The organism is Phenylobacterium ferrooxidans, assembly GCF_042714595.1.
GTDB classification, from domain to species: Bacteria; Pseudomonadota; Alphaproteobacteria; order Caulobacterales; family Caulobacteraceae; genus Phenylobacterium; species Phenylobacterium ferrooxidans.
This window is the reverse complement of sequence record NZ_JAOTJD010000005.1, coordinates 46746-69063: the sequence shown is the minus strand read 5'-3', so window position 1 is coordinate 69063 and position 22318 is coordinate 46746. Positions and strand designations below refer to the sequence as shown.

At 66.4% G+C, this 22318-nt stretch carries 41 protein-coding genes and 1 pseudogene; 20 read left to right on the top strand and 22 right to left on the bottom strand.

The window, feature by feature from the left end; translation table 11 throughout:
• Nucleotides 1–25 precede the first annotated feature (25 nt).
• The 22 genes and pseudogenes from OCL97_RS04270 to OCL97_RS04165 all read right to left on the bottom strand — a co-directional run bounded on the left by OCL97_RS04270 (nucleotide 26) and on the right by OCL97_RS04165 (nucleotide 13201).
• Nucleotides 26–634 (bottom strand): hypothetical protein, encoded by a 609-nt coding sequence (locus tag OCL97_RS04270; protein WP_377367912.1) that lies wholly within the window; start codon nucleotides 632–634, stop codon nucleotides 26–28.
• A 238-nt stretch (nucleotides 635–872) separates the two neighbouring features.
• On the bottom strand, nucleotides 873–1196 hold the full coding sequence (locus OCL97_RS04265) for a hypothetical protein (RefSeq protein WP_377367910.1): 324 nt from the start codon (nucleotides 1194–1196) through the stop codon (nucleotides 873–875).
• Nucleotides 1197–1261: 65 nt separating this feature from the next.
• Nucleotides 1262–3358, bottom strand: a complete 2097-nt coding sequence (locus tag OCL97_RS04260) for a phage terminase large subunit family protein (RefSeq protein WP_377367908.1) — start codon at nucleotides 3356–3358, stop codon at nucleotides 1262–1264.
• Nucleotides 3358–4047, bottom strand: coding sequence for a hypothetical protein (locus OCL97_RS04255; protein ID WP_377367906.1), 690 nt, complete (start codon nucleotides 4045–4047; stop codon nucleotides 3358–3360). Before OCL97_RS04255 ends, OCL97_RS04260 begins: the two co-directional genes overlap by 1 nt.
• A gap of 3 nt (nucleotides 4048–4050) precedes the next feature.
• Nucleotides 4051–4515 carry a single-stranded DNA-binding protein gene (ssb, locus tag OCL97_RS04250; protein WP_377367904.1) on the bottom strand — a complete coding sequence of 155 codons (465 nt, stop codon included), beginning with the start codon at nucleotides 4513–4515 and terminating at the stop codon, nucleotides 4051–4053.
• A 1-nt stretch (nucleotide 4516) separates the two neighbouring features.
• Nucleotides 4517–5272, bottom strand: a complete 756-nt coding sequence (locus tag OCL97_RS04245) for a hypothetical protein (RefSeq protein WP_377367902.1) — start codon at nucleotides 5270–5272, stop codon at nucleotides 4517–4519.
• Nucleotides 5273–5291: 19 nt separating this feature from the next.
• The gene (locus OCL97_RS04240; RefSeq protein WP_377367900.1) at nucleotides 5292–5483 is read right to left on the bottom strand and encodes a hypothetical protein; all 192 of its coding nucleotides are present in this window, start codon (nucleotides 5481–5483) and stop codon (nucleotides 5292–5294) included.
• A 181-nt stretch (nucleotides 5484–5664) separates the two neighbouring features.
• Nucleotides 5665–6204, bottom strand: a complete 540-nt coding sequence (locus OCL97_RS04235; protein WP_377367898.1) for a hypothetical protein — start codon at nucleotides 6202–6204, stop codon at nucleotides 5665–5667.
• On the bottom strand, nucleotides 6201–6560 hold the full coding sequence (locus tag OCL97_RS04230) for a hypothetical protein (protein WP_377367896.1): 360 nt from the start codon (nucleotides 6558–6560) through the stop codon (nucleotides 6201–6203). Before OCL97_RS04230 ends, OCL97_RS04235 begins: the two co-directional genes overlap by 4 nt.
• Nucleotides 6561–6898: 338 nt before the next feature.
• Nucleotides 6899–8023: an ATP-dependent DNA helicase gene (locus OCL97_RS04225; RefSeq protein WP_377367894.1), complete on the bottom strand. Its 1125-nt coding sequence runs from the start codon at nucleotides 8021–8023 to the stop codon at nucleotides 6899–6901.
• Nucleotides 8020–8352, bottom strand: a complete 333-nt coding sequence (locus tag OCL97_RS04220; RefSeq protein ID WP_377367892.1) for a hypothetical protein — start codon at nucleotides 8350–8352, stop codon at nucleotides 8020–8022. Before OCL97_RS04220 ends, OCL97_RS04225 begins: the two co-directional genes overlap by 4 nt.
• Nucleotides 8349–8573, bottom strand: a complete 225-nt coding sequence (locus OCL97_RS04215) for a hypothetical protein (RefSeq protein WP_377367890.1) — start codon at nucleotides 8571–8573, stop codon at nucleotides 8349–8351. Before OCL97_RS04215 ends, OCL97_RS04220 begins: the two co-directional genes overlap by 4 nt.
• Nucleotides 8570–8992, bottom strand: coding sequence for a hypothetical protein (locus tag OCL97_RS04210; protein ID WP_377367888.1), 423 nt, complete (start codon nucleotides 8990–8992; stop codon nucleotides 8570–8572). The genes OCL97_RS04215 and OCL97_RS04210 overlap by 4 nt, the downstream gene beginning before the upstream one ends.
• A 305-nt stretch (nucleotides 8993–9297) precedes the next feature.
• Nucleotides 9298–9963 (bottom strand): annotated as a pseudogene (gene ctrA, locus OCL97_RS04205) (response regulator transcription factor CtrA); the annotation flags it as partial.
• On the bottom strand, nucleotides 9963–10163 hold the full coding sequence (locus OCL97_RS04200; protein WP_377367886.1) for a GcrA family cell cycle regulator: 201 nt from the start codon (nucleotides 10161–10163) through the stop codon (nucleotides 9963–9965). The gene OCL97_RS04200 and the pseudogene ctrA, both read right to left, overlap by 1 nt.
• A complete protein-coding gene (locus OCL97_RS04195) occupies nucleotides 10160–10591 on the bottom strand; it encodes a hypothetical protein (protein WP_377367885.1) in 432 nt (143 codons plus the stop codon). The genes OCL97_RS04200 and OCL97_RS04195 overlap by 4 nt, the downstream gene beginning before the upstream one ends.
• A complete protein-coding gene (locus OCL97_RS04190; RefSeq protein ID WP_377367883.1) occupies nucleotides 10588–11232 on the bottom strand; it encodes a putative metallopeptidase in 645 nt (214 codons plus the stop codon). Before OCL97_RS04190 ends, OCL97_RS04195 begins: the two co-directional genes overlap by 4 nt.
• A complete protein-coding gene (locus OCL97_RS04185; protein ID WP_377367881.1) occupies nucleotides 11232–11750 on the bottom strand; it encodes a DNA N-6-adenine-methyltransferase in 519 nt (172 codons plus the stop codon). Before OCL97_RS04185 ends, OCL97_RS04190 begins: the two co-directional genes overlap by 1 nt.
• Nucleotides 11747–12151, bottom strand: coding sequence for a hypothetical protein (locus OCL97_RS04180; RefSeq protein WP_377367879.1), 405 nt, complete (start codon nucleotides 12149–12151; stop codon nucleotides 11747–11749). The genes OCL97_RS04185 and OCL97_RS04180 overlap by 4 nt, the downstream gene beginning before the upstream one ends.
• Nucleotides 12151–12411 (bottom strand): hypothetical protein, encoded by a 261-nt coding sequence (locus OCL97_RS04175; protein ID WP_377367877.1) that lies wholly within the window; start codon nucleotides 12409–12411, stop codon nucleotides 12151–12153. Before OCL97_RS04175 ends, OCL97_RS04180 begins: the two co-directional genes overlap by 1 nt.
• A complete protein-coding gene (locus OCL97_RS04170) occupies nucleotides 12408–12554 on the bottom strand; it encodes a hypothetical protein (protein ID WP_377367875.1) in 147 nt (48 codons plus the stop codon). Before OCL97_RS04170 ends, OCL97_RS04175 begins: the two co-directional genes overlap by 4 nt.
• Nucleotides 12554–13201, bottom strand: a complete 648-nt coding sequence (locus OCL97_RS04165; protein WP_377367873.1) for a hypothetical protein — start codon at nucleotides 13199–13201, stop codon at nucleotides 12554–12556. The genes OCL97_RS04170 and OCL97_RS04165 overlap by 1 nt, the downstream gene beginning before the upstream one ends.
• A gap of 961 nt (nucleotides 13202–14162) precedes the next feature.
• Here OCL97_RS04165 and OCL97_RS04160 point away from each other — a divergent pair.
• The 20 genes from OCL97_RS04160 (at nucleotide 14163) to OCL97_RS04065 (ending at nucleotide 22316) form a co-directional block, all read left to right on the top strand.
• The gene (locus OCL97_RS04160; RefSeq protein WP_377367871.1) at nucleotides 14163–14399 is read left to right on the top strand and encodes a hypothetical protein; all 237 of its coding nucleotides are present in this window, start codon (nucleotides 14163–14165) and stop codon (nucleotides 14397–14399) included.
• Nucleotides 14400–14496: 97 nt separating this feature from the next.
• A complete protein-coding gene (locus OCL97_RS04155; protein ID WP_377367869.1) occupies nucleotides 14497–14847 on the top strand; it encodes a P-loop NTPase family protein in 351 nt (116 codons plus the stop codon).
• Nucleotides 14844–15077 carry a hypothetical protein gene (locus OCL97_RS04150; protein ID WP_377367867.1) on the top strand — a complete coding sequence of 78 codons (234 nt, stop codon included), beginning with the start codon at nucleotides 14844–14846 and terminating at the stop codon, nucleotides 15075–15077. Before OCL97_RS04155 ends, OCL97_RS04150 begins: the two co-directional genes overlap by 4 nt.
• Nucleotides 15077–15910 (top strand): hypothetical protein, encoded by an 834-nt coding sequence (locus tag OCL97_RS04145; RefSeq protein WP_377367865.1) that lies wholly within the window; start codon nucleotides 15077–15079, stop codon nucleotides 15908–15910. The genes OCL97_RS04150 and OCL97_RS04145 overlap by 1 nt, the downstream gene beginning before the upstream one ends.
• 9 nt (nucleotides 15911–15919) lie before the next feature.
• Nucleotides 15920–16162 (top strand): hypothetical protein, encoded by a 243-nt coding sequence (locus OCL97_RS04140; protein ID WP_377367863.1) that lies wholly within the window; start codon nucleotides 15920–15922, stop codon nucleotides 16160–16162.
• Between the two features lie 119 nt (nucleotides 16163–16281).
• Nucleotides 16282–16467 carry a hypothetical protein gene (locus OCL97_RS04135; RefSeq protein WP_377367861.1) on the top strand — a complete coding sequence of 62 codons (186 nt, stop codon included), beginning with the start codon at nucleotides 16282–16284 and terminating at the stop codon, nucleotides 16465–16467.
• Nucleotides 16464–16796 (top strand): hypothetical protein, encoded by a 333-nt coding sequence (locus OCL97_RS04130; RefSeq protein WP_377367859.1) that lies wholly within the window; start codon nucleotides 16464–16466, stop codon nucleotides 16794–16796. The genes OCL97_RS04135 and OCL97_RS04130 overlap by 4 nt, the downstream gene beginning before the upstream one ends.
• Before the next feature lie 116 nt (nucleotides 16797–16912).
• Nucleotides 16913–17188 (top strand): hypothetical protein, encoded by a 276-nt coding sequence (locus OCL97_RS04125; RefSeq protein ID WP_377367857.1) that lies wholly within the window; start codon nucleotides 16913–16915, stop codon nucleotides 17186–17188.
• A gap of 9 nt (nucleotides 17189–17197) precedes the next feature.
• Nucleotides 17198–17821: a hypothetical protein gene (locus OCL97_RS04120; protein WP_377367855.1), complete on the top strand. Its 624-nt coding sequence runs from the start codon at nucleotides 17198–17200 to the stop codon at nucleotides 17819–17821.
• Nucleotides 17821–17994 carry a hypothetical protein gene (locus OCL97_RS04115; RefSeq protein ID WP_377367853.1) on the top strand — a complete coding sequence of 58 codons (174 nt, stop codon included), beginning with the start codon at nucleotides 17821–17823 and terminating at the stop codon, nucleotides 17992–17994. The genes OCL97_RS04120 and OCL97_RS04115 overlap by 1 nt, the downstream gene beginning before the upstream one ends.
• A 111-nt stretch (nucleotides 17995–18105) precedes the next feature.
• Nucleotides 18106–18651 (top strand): hypothetical protein, encoded by a 546-nt coding sequence (locus tag OCL97_RS04110; protein ID WP_377367851.1) that lies wholly within the window; start codon nucleotides 18106–18108, stop codon nucleotides 18649–18651.
• 136 nt (nucleotides 18652–18787) lie between these two features.
• Entirely contained in the window at nucleotides 18788–19147 is a 360-nt protein-coding gene (locus OCL97_RS04105) for a hypothetical protein (RefSeq protein WP_377367849.1), read from the top strand.
• The gene (locus OCL97_RS04100) at nucleotides 19141–19614 is read left to right on the top strand and encodes a hypothetical protein (protein ID WP_377367847.1); all 474 of its coding nucleotides are present in this window, start codon (nucleotides 19141–19143) and stop codon (nucleotides 19612–19614) included. Before OCL97_RS04105 ends, OCL97_RS04100 begins: the two co-directional genes overlap by 7 nt.
• Nucleotides 19615–19649: 35 nt before the next feature.
• Nucleotides 19650–19994, top strand: coding sequence for a hypothetical protein (locus OCL97_RS04095; RefSeq protein ID WP_377367845.1), 345 nt, complete (start codon nucleotides 19650–19652; stop codon nucleotides 19992–19994).
• A 2-nt stretch (nucleotides 19995–19996) separates the two neighbouring features.
• On the top strand, nucleotides 19997–20365 hold the full coding sequence (locus OCL97_RS04090; protein ID WP_377367843.1) for a hypothetical protein: 369 nt from the start codon (nucleotides 19997–19999) through the stop codon (nucleotides 20363–20365).
• A gap of 57 nt (nucleotides 20366–20422) precedes the next feature.
• Complete coding sequence (locus tag OCL97_RS04085) at nucleotides 20423–20857, top strand: hypothetical protein (protein ID WP_377367841.1); 435 nt, start codon at nucleotides 20423–20425, stop codon at nucleotides 20855–20857.
• A gap of 243 nt (nucleotides 20858–21100) precedes the next feature.
• Nucleotides 21101–21307, top strand: coding sequence for a hypothetical protein (locus OCL97_RS04080; protein WP_377367839.1), 207 nt, complete (start codon nucleotides 21101–21103; stop codon nucleotides 21305–21307).
• A gap of 75 nt (nucleotides 21308–21382) precedes the next feature.
• Nucleotides 21383–21748: a hypothetical protein gene (locus OCL97_RS04075; protein ID WP_377367837.1), complete on the top strand. Its 366-nt coding sequence runs from the start codon at nucleotides 21383–21385 to the stop codon at nucleotides 21746–21748.
• Nucleotides 21749–21879: 131 nt separating this feature from the next.
• Nucleotides 21880–22149 carry a hypothetical protein gene (locus tag OCL97_RS04070; RefSeq protein WP_377367835.1) on the top strand — a complete coding sequence of 90 codons (270 nt, stop codon included), beginning with the start codon at nucleotides 21880–21882 and terminating at the stop codon, nucleotides 22147–22149.
• Nucleotides 22149–22316: a hypothetical protein gene (locus OCL97_RS04065; RefSeq protein ID WP_377367833.1), complete on the top strand. Its 168-nt coding sequence runs from the start codon at nucleotides 22149–22151 to the stop codon at nucleotides 22314–22316. Before OCL97_RS04070 ends, OCL97_RS04065 begins: the two co-directional genes overlap by 1 nt.
• Nucleotides 22317–22318: the final 2 nt, after the last annotated feature.

Sequence of the window (22318 nt, the reverse complement as noted above, 5' to 3'; positions counted from 1 at the left end):
GTGACGCTATGACCTCAGTCTTGCGTCACGACGGCGCGATCGTCTTCGGGGCTGGGGTGAAGTCGACGTAGTATTCGGCGCCTTGCTCCAGCTCCTGGAGAACGTGCTCGTTGCGGACGACGGCCTCGAGGTTGAAGCTGGGGCTCCAGTGACCGAAGATCCGGTTCTCTTCGACGTTTGCCACGCCGTCAGCGCTGAACCCCGCCATCACGGCGGCGAACCGCAGCTTCTCGCCATCGGGCCGCCAGTTGGCCGGGTCCTGAGGGTCCGGCGCTTCGTAGCTATTGGCGCCCTCGCCTCTCTGGATCTTCTTGCCGAGGCACTTCCCATCGGCGTCGACCGCAGAAGCGACGTTCACCATGCGATCGTAGAGCGACACCTTGCAGCGCATGACGACGCCAGGCTTTTGGTCGACGCCGTGGAACGAGACGTTGATCGACGACTCTTCGGCATACGCCTCGCGCTCCACGTCGGCCTGCATGCGGCCGATCCGGTTGGCAACTTCGAGAGAATCGAATTCGCCGAACTGGATAGTGGACGAGCGGCCGCGGCCGCTGGCGTCAGGGCCGGTCGTTTCGTGGATGGTGATTTGGTAGCGCGTGACGGGGCGCACGCGAATTTCGATGCTGGACATCGGCTTCTCCTGGTCGACGGCCGCGGCCGCCTGGTGAGACCGGCGCTATTGCCGGCGATCCCACCTTGGCGTCACGACGACTCTCCGCACATGAGTCTGACGGCCCGCGGCGCCCGCCACCAGGCCATGGTTTGCGCCGCCCTCCCCGGCCTGGTGGCGGCAATGCCGGCGGCACACAGCAAAAGGGCCGCCCCTGGAGGGACGGCCCAATCGACTATCTGTCGCTGTTGAAAAGGGGTCAGCAGGCGAAACTGAGACCGGCGCTGGCCAGGCCGCCGGCGGCCAGGGGGGCGGAGCGATGGGGGTTCGAGTTACGCTGGAGCATGCGGCTCACGAAGGCCTTGGCCCGATGTCGATCGGGCTCGCGGCGGATCAGGTCGTTGGCCAGGCCGACGCGTTCGGCGGTCACGGCCGCGGTGGCCGGGAACGCGACATCGAAGGCGTATCGGATCGGTTCGGTCAGCGCGTAGATGACCACGGCGAAGGCGCTGGCGGCGCGGCTGAGCGCGACCACGAACAGGCTGGCGAGACTGGAGAAGGGGGAGTGCCGATACGAAACCATGAGGGAGACACCTCTCGAGAGTTGGGACCTACGTTCAGTAGGAATCTGACCTTCCCATGATCAGGTCACGACACACCGGCGAAGAACGGGCAGGCCGGATCCTTCGCGTCGACGGTGATGTTGCGCTCGCCACATAGGCCGCTCGCCGGCGGGTCTCCGTCGCCGTGGGGATAGGCCGAGCACCGCCCGCAGACGCCGGCCGGCAAGTCGTCCAGCATCGCCGCCACGTGGGTCGGAAGGCCGTGCATGTCCATCTTTTCCGCCCTCTGGCGCTGTTCCGTGACCGCGTCGCCCATGTCAGGAAGGATGAAGGTCGCCGTCCCATAGGCGCGCGCCCATGCAACGTCACATAGCTGGTTAGCGTAACTCGCGTGCGGATCGAGCCCCACCTTCGCGACCTTGCGCTTGTATTTGTTGGTTTCTTTGTCTTTTTCCGCGACGATCGCCGTCTTCGTGAAGTGAAGGAAGGCGCGCGGTAGGATCTCCACCATCTTCCGCACGCCCTTCTCGAGCACCTCCTGGACGAGCTCCTTCGGGTTCGGGAAGATGCAGGCGCCCTGGACGATGCGCGCGAGCGACGTCTGCATGCAGCGATACTGGTCGCACTTGACCGTGTAGCGCATGCGGGAATCTTCGTCGGTCCGCCGGTCCGATGGGTCGATCTTCGGCGCGTCGCCCCAGACCACCATATCGCCCTCGAGCTGGCCAAACCCGTTGCAGAGGAAGACTTTTCCAGGGTGGCGCTTGGCGAAAGCGTGCGCGTCGTTGAAGTTGGGATTTATTTCAACGACGCAACATTGGACGCCGTAGGCCTCCATCAGCTCGCTCGACCGGGCGAACGGATCCTCCGCATAGGTCTCTTCGTAGTGGATCACCGCCTGGCGCCCGTCGGGCAGGCGCTCCTTGATGATGTGCACGTTGAACTGGCCCATCTGGTCGATGCCCATGAACGTGTTCCGCGCGCGCGTCTTCCACACGACGCCGGCCTTGATCCCCGCCGCCACCGCCTGCGCGCAGTGCTCGAGCGTCACCGGCGTGACCGACGGATCCAGGAACGGCTTGCCGAGCTTCCGGTTGTGGAAGTTCTTCAGGTCCGTGGCGTCGTTGTAGGCCTCCATGATGTCGCCGGCGGAGATGGTCGGCGACAGGAACTGGGGGAAGTGGATCGAGCGGATCCGCTTGGGCCGGTCTTTGATCGGGATGGTGAAGTCAATCGGCAGGTCTGCGTCAGGGTTCTCCGCGATCCACTCGCCGGCCTGGGTGTCGTCGATCCAGTGGCCGGCCTGGCAGACGTAGCGATAGACCCGGCGCTCTTTGTCGAAGTCGATGCAGTCCGGGAAATAGTCGTCGAGCGGCTTCGCTACGCCGCACTCCGGGCACTGGGTGTGGAACCGATACTGCGACCCCTTCTTGAACCAGTGGTGGATGTCTTCGTCGGGCCAATTCGCCGTCGAGCCCATGAGGGTGAAGCGCAGCGTGGACGCCGAGAGGCGCTCGATCGTCTTCTCGAGCTGCTCCTTCGTCATCTCCTGGACCTCGTCAAAGGTCAGGACGTCCATGGGGATCGACTCAGTCGTCGACTTGCCCGACGTCCAGGAGAAGACGAACAAGGCCTGGTCGATGCGCCGCCGGTTGACGTTGCCCTCGCCCTGCTTACGCCCCGTGCCGTCCGCGGCGTCCTGGGTCATCAGTGCGTGCACCGACGGGATCGAGCGCACGATCGGCATGAAGCGTTCGGTAGACTTCATGCCGGCCAGGTTCATGTCCGGCAGGAACATGCCGACCGTGCCCGGCCCGAACTTCAGGCCAAGATAGATGCAGGCCAACATCTCTAGGACGGTGAAGCCGACCTGCGCGCACTTCATCAGGACCAGGATGAAGTTGTAGGCGTCCTCGCGCGTGCTCGGGATCTGGTCATAGATCCACGCCATCGCCGGCCGGTCAGCCAGGGCGAACGGCTTGCCGTCGACCTTCATCCCTTCGCGGCCCAACTTCTGGCACCACTCGAGGAACGTCATGTCATCCGGGATGGACTTCTGATTTTCGGTGAGCTTGTGGCCGGTCTCCACCTCGAGGCGTGCGATCGCGCCGCCAAGGGCACCCTGCGGATCCGGAGCCGCCCGTGCTCTTCCGCCGCGCCGAGGCGGGCCGCGCCCGGCCATCAGGTCGTGTCCGCGTGGATCGTCATGCCTTGGCGGTCATTGAGCTCCTTGAGCCGGCGCATGACCTTGAGCTGCACGTCCGGATAGGCGGCCAGCTCCGTGACGATGATGTCGACGATCGCGTCATAGAACCGCTGCTGGTAGCGCAGGTCCCAGATCTCCTGCATGACGCGCAGGCCCGAATCCATGACATCGAGCCGAGCCTTGATCGACTTCTCGAAGAACATGGGGTTCTTGATCTTCTCGCCGTTGGGCGCGTCCGCGTCCTTGGCCATCGCGTATTCGCGAAGCAATTGCGCGTCGGCCCAGATGCCGTGCAGGCCGGCCAGGAAGTCGATGCTCCGGTCGGCGCCGGCGCCCTCGCGCGCCATGTAGGCCGGAGACGGGGCGGCCGGGATGTTCTTCTCAGCCGCCAGGCGCGCGCGCTTGGCCCCATCGTCGAGCGACGCCGACTGCGCAGACTGCTCCACCGCCATGCGCGTGCCCACGACGTCGGCCGTCGACCTCTTCGTCGCCGAGTCCACCCAGCGGAAGAACTTGCGCTCCGCCGCCGGGCCGAGATCCTTGCCGACCAGCCCGGCATAGGCCGGGTTCTCGCGGATCAGCTCCCAGCGCGCGCGGCCGTAGACGCGCACGTGAGCGACGATCTCCGCGAAGATTTTGACCTTCAGGTCGGCGTCGCTCAGCATTGGCTAGAACGGGATGCTGTCGTCGATCTCGCCGGCCGGGGCGCGCTGCTGCGTCTGTGCCGCTTGGCCGCCGCCCTGGTCCTGTCCGCCGCCGCCGGCCCCGGATCCGCCATCGCCGCGCCCGCTGAGCAGGATCAGCTCGCCGTTGAACGGCTTGAGCACGATCTCGGTGGAGTAGCGGTCGGCGCCCGACTGGTCCTGCCACTTGCGCGTCTGCAGGGCGCCGGAGATGTAGATCTTCGAGCCCTTGGTGACGTAGCTCTCGATCACCTTGACCAGGCCGTCGCCGAACACAACGACGCTGTGCCACTCGGTCTTCTCGCGCTTCTCGCCGGTGCTCTTGTCCTTCCAGGACTCCGAGGTGGCGATGCGCAGGTTCGCGACCCGGTCGCCGCTGTTGAGCGACTTGATCTCCGGGTCGGCGCCGACGTTGCCGATCAGTTGAACCTTGTTGAGGCTTCCAGCCATTTCAGACTCCCAGTTGCAGTTGGGAGGATCGAGTCACGACTGGGGCGGCCGGCCTGTTTTCGGGCTCGTCCGCGCGAGCAAACGGCCGCGTGCGCAGCGCCGCGCACACCGCGCGCCGGATCTCGCCACCGGTCATGTGCTCGACCGCGGTAAGCATCGCGGCGTTGCGCGTGGTGGTTCGGTGGACGGCGAGACGGTGATTGCCGAGCACGGTCCGGAGCTCATCCGCCCAGAGCATCTTCAGCATCTCACTCGGGCGGGGATACGGCCGCTCGCTGCACGAGCGCCGAATCGGCGTGAGGCTTTCGCCGTCCACACCCTCAGTCAGCAGGCGGCAGTTGAGCAACGCTGGCTCATAGGCCGGGTTCGGCGCGCTGGTTTGGCCATTGCTCCAGATCCGGGCGGACGACGATACTTCCTTGCCGGCGGCCAGGGCGCGCGTGACTATGCCCTCAACGCTCCACCGCGACGGTGGCCCGTAGACCTCGCGCTGGACATAGGAGCTCAGCCGCTTCTCAACGGCCGGCACATGCTTGGGCGCCACCACCACCCACACGCCTTGCGCGACCTCGCGCGAGCGGTTGATCTGGTCGGTCAGGCGCTTCAGCACATCGCGCTCGCTCTTGATCTCGACCACGATCAGTTGATCTGGCGTGACGGCGGCGACATCCAGCCGAATGCCTCCTTGCTCCAGGACCAGCTCATGAATGATGCGCGCGTCGGGGTAGAGCCTCCGGAGCGCGGCCACAGCCTTCACCCGGATCCTCTCCTCCGCCTCAGACCCGGCCATCGGCGCCTTCCGCTACCGGCCGGCACGGCTTGATCCTCAGGTACATCCCGTGCGGCGCGAACATGGAGCAGCGCTGGCAGTAGGAGCCGGCCACAACCTTGCCCGCCTCGTTCTGCATCTCCGTCGCCATGAATTCGTGGCGATCCCAGGCCGCCAGGCGTTGCTCACCGGCGGTCATTTCGCACCGCCAGCGGGCGGCCGACTCGCTTCGCCTGAATCGGACGGCAAGCCACAACGCCTTGCACTGGTTACGATCAGCTCGACCGGCCCCTCACAGATAGCGGCATCGTTGGCGGTCTGGCGCGCCAGGGCCGCCACGGAGGCACCGGCCAGGAGCAACTTGCGGAGAAGTTGAGCCCTCATCCGCCGAGGCCCCGATGAATCGGGAAGTGCCGCACCCTCCACCCCTTGGGGGTCCACCACTTCACGGCGCTCAATTCAAGGTCCCGACCCGTCCAGGCCCGCGAAGGGTGGTAGTTCTTCCGCCAATGCAACTGCACCGGCCAGGCGAACGCCAGACGCCACGATCGTGCCCAGCATGTGTAGCCTTCCGCGATCGGCTCCGGCCGGCGGCCGAAATCTAAACTCAGCTCCCACAAGACCCGGATCGCGCCGGAGCTCGTCATGCGGCTGCGATGGTAGTTTGGGCCGAGGCGCAGGATCCAGGCCGGCAGGTAGACCAGCGATGTCCGGCCGACGACGCCGTAGGTCACGACGCGGAACCCGCCGCCGATGCTGAACTCGCGCGGGAGGCGCTTGATCAACCAGGCCGCAACGTAAACTGCAGCGAAAATCAGGCGACCGAGCGCCACGCCCAGGACGAAGCTCCAGGCGAAGTGACCGAGGATCACCGATGCGACCAGTAGCCAGCCGCCGTACCAAACCAGGGTTGCCATCATCGCGTCCTCTTGAGCAGGGTGAGGCGCGCGTCGGCTTCTTCAGCGGGCGCGAGCAGTTTGTCTTCAGGGGGAAGCTTGTTGTGCTTGGCTAAGTTGTCGGTCTTGGTGATCACCGGCAGGTTCCATGGAACATGCAGGCCACAGACGTTCTTTCCGCGAAGCGGCACAACGTGATCGACGTGATGGACGACGCCGGCACTCTCAGACACCGCGGCGGCCTGGGCATAAAGCCGTCCCGTCTCTACGGCATAGCGTTTCGCTAACCGGCAATGGCGGACCTGGTGGCTACGCAACCGTTGATGTTCCGCTCGCTTAGGGCGATTGGCCTTTGCCGACCGGCTTGCGGCCGCGCGCATGCTCTCAGCCACCCCGGCCTTAGCCCGGTAGCGAGCATGGGTCGCGGCGAACCTTTCAGGCTCGGCGGCGTACCGACGCCGGTCCCTTTCTCGGCGATTTGCCGCGTTTCTGGCCTTAGATTGGATCCCGATCGCCCTTGCGCGGTCCGGGTTCCTGGCTGTCCACGCTGACGTCCGGGCGCGGCCGGATTCTCGGCAACAGGTCACGCACGTGCCGTTCCAAATTGTGCGCTGACCGGAAAGCTCTGCGTGTTTAGGACACACGTTCCCCAAGTAGGTCTTTTCGCCAGCAACTCTTGCAGCGGATTTCCGGGCCGAAAGCTCTGATTGAGAAAGGTTCACCGCCTCACCAACAAGGTAAGACCCTCAGAGGCCCTGGTGATCGCAGTATACTTCCATCGCGCCGCGTCTTGTCTGAACGACCCGGAGTCGTCCACGATGGTTACGTGAGGCCACTCGCTTCCCTGCGCTTTGTGGCAGGTGATTACATATCCGTAGTCAAACTCGAGCAGGCCGCGCACGCCTTGCGGCCGCTCCGCCGTGGGGTCGGTGTGCTTGAGGAAGTGGTGAGGCGAGACCACGAGATCCGGGTCCGGATGCTCGTGATCCTCCATCTGGACGTCGAGGCGGTAGAGGCCGGAGAGCACCTTGCGCGACTTGAGCGCCACGCCCAGGCCGCCATTGAACAGGCCGCGAGACCGGTCATTGCGCATGCAGATCAGCGTCTCGCCGACCATGGGGATGACGCCCTCGAAGCCGCGGCGCTTGCGGTATTCGGCCGTGATCTTGTGGCGGGCGGTGTGGATACCGCAGATCGCCTGCGTCCCGTCGCGATAGACCTCTTCGGCCGTCTCGCCGGTGAGCTGCAGCACCTTCACGCCGGAGCCGTAGTCGCCGATCTCGACACGCTCGCCGAGGCGCGCGGCGGTCGCGATGCGCAAGATGGGGCTATCGGCCGCCTGACGATGGATCTCGCGCAGGAAGAAGTCGGGCTCGCCGGCGGTGAAGGCGCCGGGGCCGCGGATGGGCGGTAGCTGTCCAGGGTCGCCCATGACCAGGATCGGCTTGCCGAAGCTGAGGAGATCCTCCGCCATGTCGTCGTCGACCATGGAGCACTCGTCGAGGCCGATCAGGTCCGCGCTCGCCGCCGGCCCCATGGGGTTCTTGGTGAAGGTGAAGCGTCCGGTCTTCGGATCCTCCTCAAACGAGTAGGTCGCGGCATGCAGCGTCATCGCGTCCAGCGTGCCCTTGCGGCGAAGGACGTTGGCCGCCTTGCCCGTGAAGGTGCAGGTGACGATCTTCTCGGCGCCGAGCGCCTCGAGCTCTTGCCGGATCACCTCGTAGACGGTGGACTTGCCCGTGCCCGCGTAGCCGGCCAGGTAGAAGACCTGCTTGCGGTTCGGGTCGAGCCACCAAGCCTTGATGGCGGCGATGGCCTGAGCCTGGAGATCGGAGGGTGTCATAGGTCGGCCCACGCGTCGGCGTGCACACGATCGTCGCGGTCACGCACCTCGGAGAGTTGTCGCCATGCCCAGGCGCCGGGCGGGATGGCCGCCGCGGAGATGCAGCAGGTGCCCGCCTTGCGGACGCGGACCTTGGCCCAGACGTAGCCGCGCCAGGCCACAAACTCGGTATCGGCCAGCCGGACCGCCTTGCCGTGGTTGCCGTCCGCCGATCGGGCGCGCTCGCGCAGGTTCGCCGCGGCCGACGCGTCGCCAAGCTGGCGCTCGAGCTCGCCGCGGTGCGCGGCCGGCGCCGAGAGCTCGCCGCCGCAATGCGGGCAGGCCTTCATTCGACCATGTCCCAGCACAGCATGACGGCGTAGTTGGTGTGGACCAGCTTCACCTTCCCGGCTCGCTCGAGGCGCCGGCAGACGGTGAGCACGTCGCGCGTCTCGAAATTGCCGACCCCGTCCATCTGCAGGCCGTTGCGGATCACGTAGGTCATCACGCCGCCGCGGCGCTTCGCCAGGACGGCCAGGACTTGGGCCTCGGTGGGCTTGGCGCGGCTCACTTGTGCCACCGATCCGCGCGGGCCTGCATGCGAGCGGCGGCGGCGTCCGGGTTCGAGACCGCCTCGCGGTCCCAGGCGAGCATGAACGCCAGGCGCGCGATCCGAACCGCGCGGCGGGTGCCGTAGAAGTGCAAGCCGAACTCATCGGCGAATTCGCGGGCCGCGGCGCCGGCGGCGAGTGCGGCCGCGTAGGGCGCGAACACCGCAGTGATGATGCCGGTCACCAGGCAGGCCACGAGCGTGAACCCCAGAACCGCGCACCGCCGCAAGAAGGTGTTCGGGATCTGGTAGAGGTAGCCCTGTTTCGCAGCCGACTCGTCATCCACGAGTCGGCCGTCGACGTCCGGGACCTTGCGGCCAAAGGGTTTGCGCCCCTCTTCCACCGCGGCGCCGGCGGTAGTGTCGGCGGCGGGCCTCACGCGGAGACCCCGTCGAACCGCGCGGCCGCCTCGGCGAGGAACTTCTCGCCAGCCGGCCGGATCTTGTAGACCGCCGCCTTCCGGCCGGCCGCGTTTTCCAGCAGGCCCTTGCGCATCGCGGTCGACGCCGCGGTCCGAATGTCGAGCGGGCGCTTCTTTAGATGGCGCGCCAAGTCGACCGCGCCCGCCGGGCCGTCGCTCAAAGCCTCGACCAGTCGCCCAACCACGGTGTCGCGAGGATCATTCCCCGCGGGGCGGCCGCCCACATCGGTTTCGGGCACGTCCTCGGTCTCGTCGGCCGGCTCATCGATTAGGACGTAGCCGCGACCCCAGACGGTCTGAATGTGAGCTCCCGCTCCTTGGGTGCGCAGCTTCTTGCGCAGCTTGCAGATGAACACGTCGATGATCTTCAGCTCAGGCTCGTCCATCCCGCCGTAGAGGTGGTTGAGGAACATCTCCTTGGTCAGGGTCGTGCCCTTGCGGAGCGAGAGCAGCTCCAGCATCTGGTATTCCTTGCCGGTCAGGTGGACCTTCGACGTCCCGACCTTCGCCCACTTGGCGTCGAGGTTGACCGTGATCAGCCCCGTCTTGATGACCGACTGCGCATGCCCGCGCGACCGCCGGATGATCGCGTGGATCCGCGCGACCAGCTCATCCTTGTGGAATGGCTTCGCCAGGAAGTCGTCGGCGCCGGCGTTTAGCAGCCGCACCTTCGCCGTCGGGTCAGAGGTCCCGGACACGATCATGATCGGTGTCGCGATCTTGGCCGCCCGCAGGGTGCGCAGGACGTCAGCGCCGTTCATGTCGGGCAGGTTCAGGTCGAGCAGGATGAGGTCGTAGTCGTAGATCTTCGCGAGATCGACGCCCTCCTCCCCCAGGTCCGTCGTGTAGACCGAGAAGCCCTCGGACTTGAGCATCAGCTCGACCGATTGCGCCGTGGCGCTGTCGTCTTCGATTTGAAGGATACGCATCACTCGGGTCTCCCGTAGGCGGCGTTGGCGTGGGTGAGGCAGTAGGGCGCGCCGGGCGCCTCGTTCGGGGCGCAGCAGAAGCGGGTCCGGCTGGCGTCGCCGAGCACAGGTGAGCCGATCGGCCACTTGCACTCACCGGCCTTCAGGTCGGCGCAGGTGTAGGTCCGGGCGTCGGGATCCTTGGCGAAGAGCACGCTCATTGGATCGCCATCCCGATGATCAGGCCGGCCACGAGCGCGAGCGGCCACCAGGTGACGCGCTCGAACAGGTCGTAGGCGGCCTCGCCGAGGGTCCGCGGCGCAGCGACCGCGTGAACCGCGTCAGCCATATGCTCGAGCGCGTCGGTCATTCCGCCGAGGGTCTCTGTGACCGTTGGCGCGAGCTCTTCGTCGGGAGCAATCTCGGGAAGGCGATCGTCGATCAGCACGTCCAGTGCGATCGCGTCCTGCGCAGCGAAGAGCATCTTGAGCGCGTCGGGCTTGCCCTGCGTCTCGGTGACCCAGGCTGTGATCTCGTAGACGAACCGCCGCGCGGCCCGGTGGGCGAGGTTCGGCCCAAACTGGTTTTCGATGTTGGCCAGGCTCGCCCGCTCGGACGCGGCCCACACCCTGAGGAGTGCCCCGCTCATCGCTCGCCTCGGTTCGTGGATTCGGCCGTCATTTGGGGTTCCTCAGGGCCAGACGAATCGTCGGCCTCCTCCTGACATCCGACTGTCACGACGGGCGGACCTGTCGGTGTCAGGTTGTCAGGTGCGTTGGGGGCTTCAGCGGCCGCGGCGAGGAACTCAGCCAGGTCGGACTTCCAGGCGCCGTAGCGCCGGACGACGGGCGTGAACTCTTCGACGTCGTGGCCGCGGATGGTGGGGATCGGAGCGCCGGTCTCGCGGTGGAAGCGAGGCGCGCCGTATTTGTCCTTGGCCTGCCCGGCGTGCATCGCCTCGTGGAAGACGAGGATCTCCCGCTGCAGCGGCGAGGCCTCTTCCCACCAGTCTGCATTGAGCAGGATCAGGAAGTCGGGGAAGTAGCCGAGCGTGTCCTCGAGGAGCTGGACGAAGAGCGGCTTGAGCTCGCCCTGGACCGAGGGGATGCAGCACATGCCGAGCGTCATGCGGCCGTGCTTGCCCCAGTCGCCCAGGCGCATGAGGAAGGCGACGCGGATCTCGCTGTCGATCATCGACGCCAGCTCGCCCAGCTCTTCGTGGGTGAGCAGCAGGCGCTCGAAGATCGGCCACGGGCTGTCGGCGCCGTCGGCGGTGGGGACGGTGAACATCAGATCGCCCGCACCATGACGACACCAGGCACGGCGATGCCGGTCAGATTCACGCCGAAGCCGAGCAGCACTGACCCGTGGGAAGCAGCTTCTTGGCGCCCGTTATCCCTCAGCACGCCGAACCGGAGGCGTGCCTTGATGAACATGGCCGAGGTGCATGCCGACAGGCAGCGTTGAAGGGTCCGGTTTTCCGTGTGGGCTGGTATCAGGAGGAGCACCTTCCTGTGCTCGCCCTCAGTGATGCACCGAGCCGCCCAACGGTCTTTGGCCTCGCCATAGGGCGGGTTGCAGAACACCGTCTGCGCATCCCACGGGAGCGCGCACCCATCTTGGGGAAGGCAGTAGAAGGTATCGGCGCGGGTGGGGTTGTCCGGTTCGGTGCAGGGGTCGAGGCCGATCCCGCCGAGATGTTCCCGAATTGGCTCCAGGACATAGCCGGGCGTAAGCATGGCCTGGCGGGCATGACTGTCCGGCCGCCGGCGTTTCTCATTATCGAAGCGATGCGCAGCGACACTCATCGAGCCGACTCGGACGGCATGAGTCGGCCCAAGCCCTCCAACGCCGTGCCGCGTATGGCGTCGGCGTAGTCGGCCCCGCGGACACCGGCGGTATTGTAGGCGGTGGCGGCCCGGCGAGCGGCGATCCGGCGCATGTTTCGGCGCTCTTGGCGCGGGTGACGTCGCCACTCAGCCAGGCCCATGATCCCCGCGCGCCAGGCGTGGAGGCAGCGGCGGGCTTGCCTCGCTTGGGCCGCGGTCAGGCGGCGCGTCGTCGCCACCCCGAACTTCCGCAGCAGCCAGCCGCCCAGGTCCCAGCCGTCGGCCTGGCCACGCTCGGCTTGCGCCTGGTGGAGTTGTTCCCACGCGCGGATCAGCCGCTCGTGGTCGCGCGTCCAGAGGGGCTTGGGCTCGAACCGCATCACGCCACCTCTTTCGCGATGATTTCGGAGAGCAGCTCAGGCCGGCGGTCCGGGTTCGCGACACAGCGGATCCCGGCGTCGCGGTTGCCCACCTTCATGCCGCAGCAGCACCCGCCCTTGGCCTCGCCGGCCCAGGTGGCGTCGCAGTTGGAGCAGCGGAACTCGCGCTTGCCGCCCTCGACCGTCTTGGCCAGGACGCGTCCAAAACAAGCGGCACAGATATGTCCCTCGACCTTCCAGATGTAGTCAGCCTTGCTCATGGCCGGCGGACCAGAAGGAGCATCGCGCCGGGGACGACGAGCGCGGCGGCCGCGTAGACGAACGCCAGGGTATAGTCGCCGGCCGCGAAGGCCTGCCAGGCGGACACGGCGGCCACGAGGATCCAGAGCGCCAGGAGCGCCATCAGAAGAGCCTCGCCTGTTGGAGGGTCCGCTCCGGCCCGACGAAGGCGAACGCCAGCTCACCCTTGGTGACGCGCAGCGCCTGGACCATGGGCTCGAGCAGGTCGGCGCCTTGGGCGCGCACGCGGCGCGGCCGGCCGTCGACGGCCATGCGGAATTCGATGGGATGGACCGGCCGCTGCATCAGCTCGATCGGCGCGTTGCCGCGGGCGTTCTTCCCGGCTCGCAGCTCGCGGCGCCGGTTGTAGCAGGAGACGCAGACTTTGTTGCCGATCATGCGCGTCGCGCCGGTGCGGCAGGCCGGGCAGATCGAGGCGCCGAACAGCTTGGAGTGGTGGACGTGGTCCGCGCCGGCATGGGCCGCGCCGATCGGGCAAGACCTGCAGGTGTTCGTCAGGCTGGCGCGGGCTTCCATGGCGCCGGCGACGCGCTCGCTTTGGGCGAAGCTCTCGTTCTCGTTGACCAGGTCGCGGCGCATGGCGCCGACGGCGCGGTGAGAGATGTTCGACTTGGCCCGCCCGTAGGTCGACCGGACGGCCGTGCGCGCCGCCTCCTGGATCCGGTCCCCACCCTGCGCCTGGGTCCAGCGCGTGCCGCAGCCCTTGACGGACATGGTGGCGCGCAGGGCGGCGCATGCGAAGAACTCCATGCCAGGCGCCGCGGCGATCTCGCTATAGGCGACGCCATCCGCATGACGCGGCACAGCGGCCGGGGCCGGTGCTGGTGTCGGTGCTGGAGGGTGAGCGCGTGCCATGTGGTCCCCGTGTGAGGCGGGGAAGGCCAGGCGGTCGGAACGCCCGGCGGTTCAGGCGATCGCCCTATCCCCGACAACATGGGTCGCATGGGTTGGGGGCGCTTGACTCAAGGACACCCGGGTAATCGAGGGCGCTACAGGGACGCTCCGGGAAGTCTAGAGATCACCAATGAGCAGGCGGGATGAGCTCAGGGCCATTATTTTCGCGCTCCAGCGGACCGTTACGTCTTTTCCGCTGTTTTCATTCGAGAATTCCGGACTTGTAACGCGCCGCGCTGTTACGTATCGCGTACCGTATCAAACTAAGCTGCTGTTTTTATTACTCTTCTATCCTTTTGTAACGATGTAACGATGTATTGTAGATATATAGACCCCCTATGCGAGGGATCTGTAGGCATGGCTATGGGGTGATAGGGGGTCCTATCACGCATGGGGGGTATGTGTTTCTGGGATTGACCGTTACATCGTTACAAATTGCGATTTCCCCAATGAAAACAAAGGAAATCTTGTTACAAAATGCGTTACGGTCCGGGAGCTGTTCGTTACAAATCCCGATTTCGTCAATGAAATCAGTGCGGATTTTGTTACGGTCTGAAGTCCAGACGCAGCGAAGGCCCCCAGCTTGCCCGGCGCCTAGTGGCGTTTCGAGGGGCAAGACGTGGAGGCCTTCGCGAAGCTCCCAAGTGCTCACAGATCCGGCGGAAACGCAAGGCCGAATAGGGGCTTAAGTCCCGCATGTTCCCGCGATTTCCCGCATGCTCCTGAGTAATCACCAGTAGTCCCGCGATGTCTCGCCTATCCTTGAGACGAGCCGGACGACAGCTTGTACCTGTTGTGTATTGGATGGAGTTCACCAATGCCCAGCAAGCCAGAGTATCCGAAGATCGAGGCCGGCATCCCCATCCCGGAGCGCCGCCGGCCTGGGCCTAGGGGCTTCAACGAGACACTGCGCCTCATGCAGGTCGGTGACAGTATTTCCCTAGTCGGCCGGAACCCCGAGAGCGTTCGGACCAAGGCCTACCTGATCACCGGGGCGAAGTTCCGAGTGGCCAAGGGCGAGACCGGCGCATTCCGCGTCTGGCGGATCTCATGATGACCGCCAACACTACCGCCGACGGCCCAGTCGAGCGCCCCGCAACCCCTGACGCCGCCTAGCCCCGCGCGCAGCGTCCGACTCGGAGACAATGACTATGAGCACCGCCCAGGCCCAGCCGAACGCCGAATTCGACGCCCTCATCGAGATCCTGCGCTGGCTGAAGGGCGACGCCCCCGTGTTCACCGTCACCGGCGAGCAAGGCACGGGCAAGTCCCGCCTGGCGCGCAACGTCGCCGAGCACTGGAGCGGCGGCCACACGACGCTGACCACGGCCGATCAGGTCGCCCGGTCGCAGGCACACCTTCGCGGCCGAGACCTCGTGATCGTCGACGAGTGCGATGGCTCCACGCCGGCGGTGCCGATCGGACGCAGGACGCTCTTCTTCGGAACACCCGGCGCCTTCACCAACCCCAACATCGAACTCCCCTCGAGGAACCGCCCATGAGCTCCCCCCTGACCTTCACCGGCTCGCTGATCTCGCAGAAACTTATGAGGCGCCACCTCATAGTCAGGACGAACCCTTACGCGACCGCCATGCCGCCCGAGCTGGTGGAGCTCGTCGACTTGGACGTCAACCTGCCGATGGAGGACCAGCTCCGCAACTACGCGGCGGCTCACAGCCTCTTCGACGTCATCCTCACCGCGATCCCGGTCGCCGGCATGGCGCGGGTCTGATGGGCCAGTTGAGCCCCGCCAACGCCGCGATGATCGACTTGGATGTCGCGACAGCGGCCCTCCGGACCTACAGCTCGCCCGAGACCCTCAATCGCCTCTTGGACGCAGTCCGCGCCGAGGGGCGCCTGCAGGGCCGCGCCGAGAAGGAGGCGGAGATCGGCATGCACCTGATCTGCGTCGGCGAGGGCACGGATCCGCAGCTCTCCGTTCGCGGCCACCAGCCGGCGATCGAGGCGGTTCAAGCCCTGATGGGTGACCACGCGCGCACGGTCGCCGAGCTCAACAGAGTAAGGTCGGATGTGCCCGCGCGCGTCATGTATAATGCCTGCGACTTCGACGAAGACGAGCTTCGGGAGATATGCGAGCGCGGTTGGAGAACCGGCCAAGTCTTCATCATCGACCCCGCTCCCCTCTCTGCGGCGCACCCGCTCAACGACAGCGTGGCCGCCCTCATCGTCGCCCAGCGTGAGCCGCTCAAGAAGAAGAAGGGCGAGCGCGACACCGAGTTCGTCAAGCGCATCGTCCAAGCCTATCACCGGGCCGCGGAGGAGAACGCGCCTCCAATGACGGCCGAGGCCTTCGAGGCTTTCGACAACCACAGCCGGCCGCACTTCGGCCAGGCTCCCGCGCCCGCCGGCCCCGTGGTCCGCTACCGCAAGGACGGCTCCGCCTATGACGCCGCGGCCGGCCCATGGCGCAACGCAACCATGCTGCGGGATGGGCACCCCGACCTGGTGGTGGCCTTCCCCGGAGACACCGGCACCGCCGACATGGTGCGCCAGGCCCGCCGCGCCGGCCTCGAGCCGCTTGAGATCGCCACCCGCCAGGCGTAGACCGGACACATGGGCGAAGACCTGGACCAGATCCGCGACCGCATCGGCCGCATGACCGAGGACGAGCTGCAGGCCGCCGCGGCCGCCGATCCGCTGGCGCTGGCCAGGGCCTATGCGGCGAAAGCCGACCAGATGGAGGCCGACGCTGCGACGCAGAACCCTCCACCGCCAGGCGTGCGCGAATCGGTCGCCGCCATGCGCCAGAAGGCGGCCGAATTGCGCGCCACCGCCGGCAATACCGCCAGCAGGTAGCCGGCCGATCCCACAACCCCTTATGCAATAAGGCTTTGCGGCTTCCGTCAGTTTCGTGACGTGCGAGTCCGCGCCCCCGATCTGAGGCCAGCCGCGAGTCGTGACGCGAGCCTAGGGCTATGTCCGCCCGACTCGCCCTCGCCGAACACATAGCCGCCTTCGAGGAGCGCGCCGGCGTTCTCGAGTACGACCACGGCATGGCCAGGCCCCAAGCCGAGATGCAAGCGGCCCAGGAGCTAGGCGGCCGGCCGGCGTGGTCCGGCACGATCGAGCGCGTGATCGACGCTGTCGAGGCCGCGCGATGAGACACCCACTCTCCATCCCCATTGGCCTCACGCTCGCCGCCCTGTCGCTCCAGGCCGCGGCCGGGATCTTCAGCTCAGCCGTTCCGCCAACCCGCTACCAGGACGAGACGAGCGCGCGGATCCAGACGATCGACCCGGCTTACATCGGCGACGTGTGCGGCTTGCTGATGCGCGGCCCTCCGCCGGTGGGCATGGCCTACGTCGCCTGCGTCCAGGACGGCCGGGTCTACATGCCGAACCCGTGCGCCTACCCAGACGAGCCGTATGCCGCGACGCTTTGCCATGAGTTGGGCCACGTCCAGGGCTGGTCGCGCGAGCACCCAGGGTGAGGACTTAGGCACTTGGCTAATTCTCAACATGCACGTTGAGTATCCGTTTTGATGCGATTTCCTCTTGACGTATCCGGTCTACCAGTAGACGGTCTACCAGTAGACGGAGAGACCGCATGACCTACGCCGAAGCCAACGCCGCCCGAGAGGCTCTCGAAGCCCAGTTCGACGAGGCCTGCGTGACCTACCGGGCCGCTCTCACAGCGTTTCGCCGGAGCAAGTCGGCCAAGAACTTCGCCGCGCTTCACGAGGCCGAGGCCACCCACGAGCGCCTCGCCGCTCAGACCCTCGCTGCCTGTGACGTCGCCGCCCGCGTGCACAGCGCCGAGGTCCGCGCGGCCCGCATCGCGGCTCGCCCGGCCGCCCCCGTTCAACTCGCCCTGTTCGCCTAGGAGGCCGGAATGAAAGTCATCGAGTTCACCCAGCCGCAGATCCACCGCCTCGACCTGGTTCGGCCGAGCATGACGGCGATCGCTGCGTTCGACGACGGCTACGCCTGCAAGGTCTACTACGACGGCCGAGCCTCGAACCTCACGCTCTACAGGAAGGGAAACCCTAAGGCCCGCTACGCCTTCGAGCGCGAGTGGGTGCCCAACCCGAAGCCGGCGCCTGAGCGCATCGCCGCGGTCCTGGTGGGCATCGCCCCGCTCTACGAGACCGAACTGGCCAAGGCTCGCGAGATCCAGGCGGCCGCCGACACTCTCCAGGAAGCCTGGGACGCGGAGAAGACCGCCTACCACCAGAGGCGCGACGCCGGCCCCGCGATGTACGAGCTGTTGCGCGAGGCGATGGACTTCATCCAGCCGTTCAACCGCGCCACTGAGCTCTACGACCAGATCGAAGCCGTTCTGGACCAGGCCCGCGGGCTGGACCTGAAGGGCTACCGGATCACCGAAAACCCAGCCACAGGCTCGAGCGTGCGGGTCCGGGCTCCGGACGCTGAAACCGCGCTGCAGCGCCACGTCATGACGCTGGCCAAGCGCCCCGCTCCGGATCAATTCGTGGTCACCGAGGAGCAGGGCTGATGAAACGGTCCCGCCACCCCCTCATCGCCTATCTGTGCGCGCTCGGGCTTCTGCTCTTCGCGGTCACGGTCGGCACCCTGGTCCAGCACGGCGCGGGCCAGATCTCGGGCCTCTTTTTCGCGGCCGTGACCGCCATGGTGGGCGGCGCCGAGATCCAGGAGAGGTGGCCATGACGCCGTCCGAAGACCCCCGCTGGCCCCTGCGCTGGACCCTCACTTTCATCGTGGTCGCGAGCACCCTGTCGTGGGGCGTGATCGCTACCGTCGTTTTTTAGGAGCCCCCACATGACCGAATCCCCCACCCTCGACCTGGACGCCCTGTCCGACGACGCCAAGGCCATGGCCGGCGCCCACTTCGGGTTGATGATGTGGCCGCGCATGGGCATGCTGACATTCCAGATGGTGGAGAACCGTCCGAACGCGCGAGGCCAGGCCGCACTAGACGAGTTGGTGGCCAAGGGCGTCGCCAATGTGGAGCCGCTCAACGATGGGCCGGCTCGTGTCTATCGCCCCCTGGTGAGGTGCGACGCCGCCTATAGGTGGTTCGCGGAGAACCTGGACAAGGCGAGTTTCGCCTACATGGAGCCGGTTCCGAAGGGCGGCCCCGAAACCATCCCCGAGTACCTCGCGCGCATGACGGTCAAGGACCGACTGAAGGGTGGCGACGGCCTGCGCTCGACGCGCCAGGTCGCGGACTACTTCAGCCTCACCACGAAACAGGCATTGCGCCGGCTCGAGCGGCTCTATGACGCCGACGAGATCGGCTGCGCCGTCGACGGTCGGTTCTACTACTGGCACGCGACAACTGGCCTGCAGCCGGTGTCGGGATGAGCATGCTCAAGAAATGGTTCGCCGCGCTCGTCTGCGCCGCGCTCCACCGAGACGACTGGATCGTCCAGCCCTACGGCATGAACACCCGCCACGGGCATTGCCGCGAATGTGGCCGGACGTGGACGGAGACCGACGCATGACCCCCACCAACAAAGGGGTGAAGCTGACCGGCCTGATGATTTTCGGCCACGCGCTCGCCGACTATCCCTTGCAGGGTGACTTCCTCTCCAAGGCCAAGAACCGCGCCGCCCCGATTCCAGGCGTGCCCTGGTGGCAGGCGCTGGGCGCGCACGCCGTCATCCACGGCGGGATTGTTGCGCTGATCACCCGTGATTGGCGGCTCGGTCTCGCGGAGGCCGCCGCGCACGCCATCACCGATGACCTGAAGTGTCGCGGCAAGATCGACTTCAACACCGATCAGGCGATCCACCTCGGATGCAAGCTCCTGTGGGCCGCCCTCTCCACCTCCTCCATGAAGGAAGAAAGCCAGTGCTGAAGGACTTCAACGAACGCGACAAGGCCCTTCTGAAGCGCGTCTTCGCCTCTCGCGGCAACACCGGGGCCGGCATCGCAGAGGAGTACCCGGAGACGTTGCAGGACATCCTCGACGCCGCCCGCGCTGAAGGGGCGAAGACCTACACAGATGACGAGGCGCTGACCGTCGCAGACTACGAGGAAGTTCTGGCCGATCACCGCCGTCTGGTGAGGGAGCTTGATGTTCTGCTGAACGGTGAAGGTGGAGCCGAGCGCCCGAGCCTCTGCGACATCGTGGGCCAGCTTCGTCACGCCAAGCCCCCCTCCTATGACGGGTCAAAGAGCCTGATCGAACGCCTGCGCGAGCCCATCGTTTCCGAGGCCTTCGCCACACATCGCATCACGGATGGGGCGCTGGCCGAACGTCTCATACGTGAGCGCCTTGATGCGGCCAGCGAGATCGAACGCCTCTCCACAGCCCCGTCGTGACCAAAGCCTGACACCTCAACCGAATCGGAACCCACATGCCCCAGTCCGCGCCCAGCCAGGCCGAAGACCTCTACCCCGAGACGCTCCCGACCGAAGTCGAGATCACCAACTCCCGCCACCTGATGCAGATCGGCGAGTGGAGCGGGATCGCCAAGTGTGTCGCCGCCCTCAAGGACGTCCCCGACAACCGCCGCACGCCGGGCTTCTCCTACGCCTTGGCGCTCCTCGAGGCGCAAGAGGCTGAGAGTCGCGCCGGAATGATGCACCGCAATCTCGCCGCAGCGTCCAAGGCCGGCGTGGAGATCCACACCATGCGCGCGCTCGGCTTCGACGGCTCGAAGCTAGTCTGCACCCCCTTTGCCCCTGGAGAAGAAGCATAGTTATGCCCATCATCAACCCCCGCCCCGGCCTCATGGCCAGCGTCCCCGACCTCGCCGGCCTGAAGCGGCCCGACACCCCGGCCCAGACCGACCCGCTCATCGCCGCGATTGAGGCCAAGACCGAGGAGGCCGCCGCGGTGGCCCGCTCCATCTGTGACGGCTTCGCGATCGCCGGCGACATGGCCAAGGCCGCCAAGTTCGCCGTCGCGGCAAGGGCGCTGGCCATGATCATCGTTGAGAACGCCGACGGGGATCCGGACGACGTCCTGACCCACGTGAAGCTCGCCGCCCAGACCGTGGCGGAGTCGGCGTCGGTCTATCTGTTCACGGACTCGATCGAGAACGGAGACCTCGGAGAGATCGGCGCTTGATCTGCGGGTAGACGAGCCCTACAACCGTCTACCAGTAGACCAAACCTGGAGAGAACGATGACCGACACCTTGACCGCCGCGCCGCCGGAGCCGGCCCTCGTCCGCGAGACCTGCGACTTCCACATGGTCTGGACGAAGAACGGCCGCGTGCCGCGCTTCCGCCACAATACCCAGGCCGAGGCCGAGAAGGAGGCCGATCGCCTGGCCCTGCGTAACCCCGGCCGGAAGTTCATCGTTCTCCACGCCACCCACAAGGTCGCCGCACCGTCCGACCAGCCCGCCACGGACGGCGAGCCAGACTCCCTGTACGCTGCGGCCGGGCGCGCGGGCTTCAAGCGCGGCCTGGCCCACGCGCTCGCCCAGGTATTGCGTGGCGGGGACAGCTTCAGCCTGTTGCGGGAGGCGGGCCTCACGGTCGCGGACCTCGCCCAGGCCGGCGCCGACGAACAAGACCTCGAGCCCATTCGCGACGCGCTCAGGGTGGCCGCGTAGCCAAAAGAGAAAGACCCTACGCGAGTCGCGGTTATAGATGCCTGTTTGAGCTCCACTTTAGAGACCGGCGTTACCCAACTGGGACGCCTTTCTTAGCTTAACCACAATCCTCGCGTGCACAGCCTTGAATCTGGAGGGAAGATCATCGTAGAGACGAAGGTAGGAAAGGGGGGCGAGGCGTTGCGCAGTTTGGCGACCCCCCGGGATCGCCATATGCGTGTGGCTGCCCAACGGGACATATCGATGGCGAAGTCGCGCACCGAAATAAATGCTGACTATGTCGCGCGTCGAAAGATGACCGGCTCCACAAAGGTGACGGTTTGGCTTGAGCCGGAGCCCATCAAGGCCCTGGAACGCCTCCGCACGAAGTTCGGGTCAAAGGACGCCGCCATCAGCGCCGCCGTCGTCGCCCTGGACGAAACGACAAGCCGCGCTCCCGACCCGTCCTAGCGCGCCCCGCAACGTCCCGCGATTGCCCTGGTATCCCAGTAGTGGGATCCGGGCGGCCATGGTCCGATTGCGGCCATGGAACCCCACCCCCTTGTAGTTGAGCCGCGGCCCCAGGCCGTCCCGACCGTCGGCGCCGTCGCCGGCATGCGCGCCGTGTCTATCCTCCACTGGACCATGCGGCCCGGTCAGCGCGGCCCCTACGAGCTGCGCCTGGTGAAGGCCACGACCTGGCACGACGCGGCCGAACTCCTCGCCCCGCTGGACGGCGGCCGGGTGAAGGAGTGCGTCACCCCAACCCTGTTGGCGATCGCCAAGGCCTACCCCGACAACCATGTCTGGACCCAGGTCGTGGAGCAGATCCCGAGCGTCCGCGACCATTACGAAGGAGCTAGTGGGTGGAGCCGTGCCCGCTCGAACAGCGAAGGATTTAACGTCGACTGACATCCCGCACGTTCCCGCATAATCCCGGAAACTCTCGGATTTTCTTTAAAACTCCCGTAGTTTTTGCTTGCGTCCCGCCTGGGTAGCTGACACCGTCGTCTCCACACCCGCATCGGAACGGAGACGAAGACATGCAGAACCGCCCCACCTTGGTGGCCGACAACACGTCGAAAGTTGAGAGCGCGGTGCAGACCGCCGCGCGCCTCATGGACGAGGCCAAGGCTGCCGCCGGCTTTGTCGCCCTCGGTATGCTCGGCGACATGGTCGCCATGGAGCACAAGCTCCTCGAGGTGGCTGGGCTGAAGTCGCTCCCGGCCGGCGTCCAGGAATACTTCCGCGGCGCGGCCCGCGACCTCCGCAACGCCCACGACGGTGTCGTGGCCCTGAAGGTCCGCGCCTGATGGAGTTGGCGGTCAACCTCGCAGCCACGGCCGCCACCTTCATCGCGCTGTCGCCCTGGTGGGCGCGCGTCCGGTACTACGGCATTGCTCGAAGCCCCAGGATCTGGGCCGGTGCCGCCAAGGTCGCCGCCCTCCACGTCTTCATCCTGGGGGGGATCTGGCTGTGAGC

Bases quoted from the DNA above. Each gene is read 5' to 3' on its own strand.
- OCL97_RS04120 (WP_377367855.1), top strand. From the start codon at position 17,198: ATGAAAGTCATCGAGTTCACCCAGCCGCAGATCCACCGCCTCGACCTG.
- OCL97_RS04130 (WP_377367859.1), top strand. From the start codon at position 16,464: ATGAGACACCCACTCTCCATCCCCATTGGCCTCACGCTCGCCGCCCTG.
- OCL97_RS04165 (WP_377367873.1), bottom strand. From the start codon at position 13,201: ATGGAGTTCTTCGCATGCGCCGCCCTGCGCGCCACCATGTCCGTCAAG.
- OCL97_RS04105 (WP_377367849.1), top strand. From the start codon at position 18,788: ATGACCCCCACCAACAAAGGGGTGAAGCTGACCGGCCTGATGATTTTC.
- OCL97_RS04125 (WP_377367857.1), top strand. From the start codon at position 16,913: ATGACCTACGCCGAAGCCAACGCCGCCCGAGAGGCTCTCGAAGCCCAG.
- OCL97_RS04180 (WP_377367879.1), bottom strand. From the start codon at position 12,151: ATGCGGTTCGAGCCCAAGCCCCTCTGGACGCGCGACCACGAGCGGCTG.
- OCL97_RS04155 (WP_377367869.1), top strand. From the start codon at position 14,497: ATGAGCACCGCCCAGGCCCAGCCGAACGCCGAATTCGACGCCCTCATC.
- OCL97_RS04170 (WP_377367875.1), bottom strand. From the start codon at position 12,554: ATGGCGCTCCTGGCGCTCTGGATCCTCGTGGCCGCCGTGTCCGCCTGG.
- OCL97_RS04070 (WP_377367835.1), top strand. From the start codon at position 21,880: ATGCAGAACCGCCCCACCTTGGTGGCCGACAACACGTCGAAAGTTGAG.
- OCL97_RS04195 (WP_377367885.1), bottom strand. From the start codon at position 10,591: ATGAGCGGGGCACTCCTCAGGGTGTGGGCCGCGTCCGAGCGGGCGAGC.
- OCL97_RS04075 (WP_377367837.1), top strand. From the start codon at position 21,383: ATGGAACCCCACCCCCTTGTAGTTGAGCCGCGGCCCCAGGCCGTCCCG.
- OCL97_RS04220 (WP_377367892.1), bottom strand. From the start codon at position 8,352: ATGAAGGCCTGCCCGCATTGCGGCGGCGAGCTCTCGGCGCCGGCCGCG.
- OCL97_RS04235 (WP_377367898.1), bottom strand. From the start codon at position 6,204: ATGATGGCAACCCTGGTTTGGTACGGCGGCTGGCTACTGGTCGCATCG.
- OCL97_RS04095 (WP_377367845.1), top strand. From the start codon at position 19,650: ATGCCCCAGTCCGCGCCCAGCCAGGCCGAAGACCTCTACCCCGAGACG.
- OCL97_RS04200 (WP_377367886.1), bottom strand. From the start codon at position 10,163: ATGAGCGTGCTCTTCGCCAAGGATCCCGACGCCCGGACCTACACCTGC.
- OCL97_RS04135 (WP_377367861.1), top strand. From the start codon at position 16,282: ATGTCCGCCCGACTCGCCCTCGCCGAACACATAGCCGCCTTCGAGGAG.
- OCL97_RS04080 (WP_377367839.1), top strand. From the start codon at position 21,101: ATGGCGAAGTCGCGCACCGAAATAAATGCTGACTATGTCGCGCGTCGA.
- OCL97_RS04090 (WP_377367843.1), top strand. From the start codon at position 19,997: ATGCCCATCATCAACCCCCGCCCCGGCCTCATGGCCAGCGTCCCCGAC.
- OCL97_RS04185 (WP_377367881.1), bottom strand. From the start codon at position 11,750: ATGAGTGTCGCTGCGCATCGCTTCGATAATGAGAAACGCCGGCGGCCG.
- OCL97_RS04175 (WP_377367877.1), bottom strand. From the start codon at position 12,411: ATGAGCAAGGCTGACTACATCTGGAAGGTCGAGGGACATATCTGTGCC.
- ssb (WP_377367904.1), bottom strand. From the start codon at position 4,515: ATGGCTGGAAGCCTCAACAAGGTTCAACTGATCGGCAACGTCGGCGCC.
- OCL97_RS04270 (WP_377367912.1), bottom strand. From the start codon at position 634: ATGTCCAGCATCGAAATTCGCGTGCGCCCCGTCACGCGCTACCAAATC.
- OCL97_RS04140 (WP_377367863.1), top strand. From the start codon at position 15,920: ATGGGCGAAGACCTGGACCAGATCCGCGACCGCATCGGCCGCATGACC.
- OCL97_RS04145 (WP_377367865.1), top strand. From the start codon at position 15,077: ATGGGCCAGTTGAGCCCCGCCAACGCCGCGATGATCGACTTGGATGTC.
- OCL97_RS04260 (WP_377367908.1), bottom strand. From the start codon at position 3,358: ATGGCCGGGCGCGGCCCGCCTCGGCGCGGCGGAAGAGCACGGGCGGCT.
- OCL97_RS04160 (WP_377367871.1), top strand. From the start codon at position 14,163: ATGCCCAGCAAGCCAGAGTATCCGAAGATCGAGGCCGGCATCCCCATC.
- OCL97_RS04065 (WP_377367833.1), top strand. From the start codon at position 22,149: ATGGAGTTGGCGGTCAACCTCGCAGCCACGGCCGCCACCTTCATCGCG.
- OCL97_RS04255 (WP_377367906.1), bottom strand. From the start codon at position 4,047: ATGCTGAGCGACGCCGACCTGAAGGTCAAAATCTTCGCGGAGATCGTC.
- OCL97_RS04225 (WP_377367894.1), bottom strand. From the start codon at position 8,023: ATGACACCCTCCGATCTCCAGGCTCAGGCCATCGCCGCCATCAAGGCT.
- OCL97_RS04150 (WP_377367867.1), top strand. From the start codon at position 14,844: ATGAGCTCCCCCCTGACCTTCACCGGCTCGCTGATCTCGCAGAAACTT.
- OCL97_RS04230 (WP_377367896.1), bottom strand. From the start codon at position 6,560: ATGCGCGCGGCCGCAAGCCGGTCGGCAAAGGCCAATCGCCCTAAGCGA.
- OCL97_RS04265 (WP_377367910.1), bottom strand. From the start codon at position 1,196: ATGGTTTCGTATCGGCACTCCCCCTTCTCCAGTCTCGCCAGCCTGTTC.
- OCL97_RS04190 (WP_377367883.1), bottom strand. From the start codon at position 11,232: ATGTTCACCGTCCCCACCGCCGACGGCGCCGACAGCCCGTGGCCGATC.
- OCL97_RS04085 (WP_377367841.1), top strand. From the start codon at position 20,423: ATGACCGACACCTTGACCGCCGCGCCGCCGGAGCCGGCCCTCGTCCGC.
- OCL97_RS04240 (WP_377367900.1), bottom strand. From the start codon at position 5,483: ATGACCGCCGGTGAGCAACGCCTGGCGGCCTGGGATCGCCACGAATTC.
- OCL97_RS04115 (WP_377367853.1), top strand. From the start codon at position 17,821: ATGAAACGGTCCCGCCACCCCCTCATCGCCTATCTGTGCGCGCTCGGG.
- OCL97_RS04110 (WP_377367851.1), top strand. From the start codon at position 18,106: ATGACCGAATCCCCCACCCTCGACCTGGACGCCCTGTCCGACGACGCC.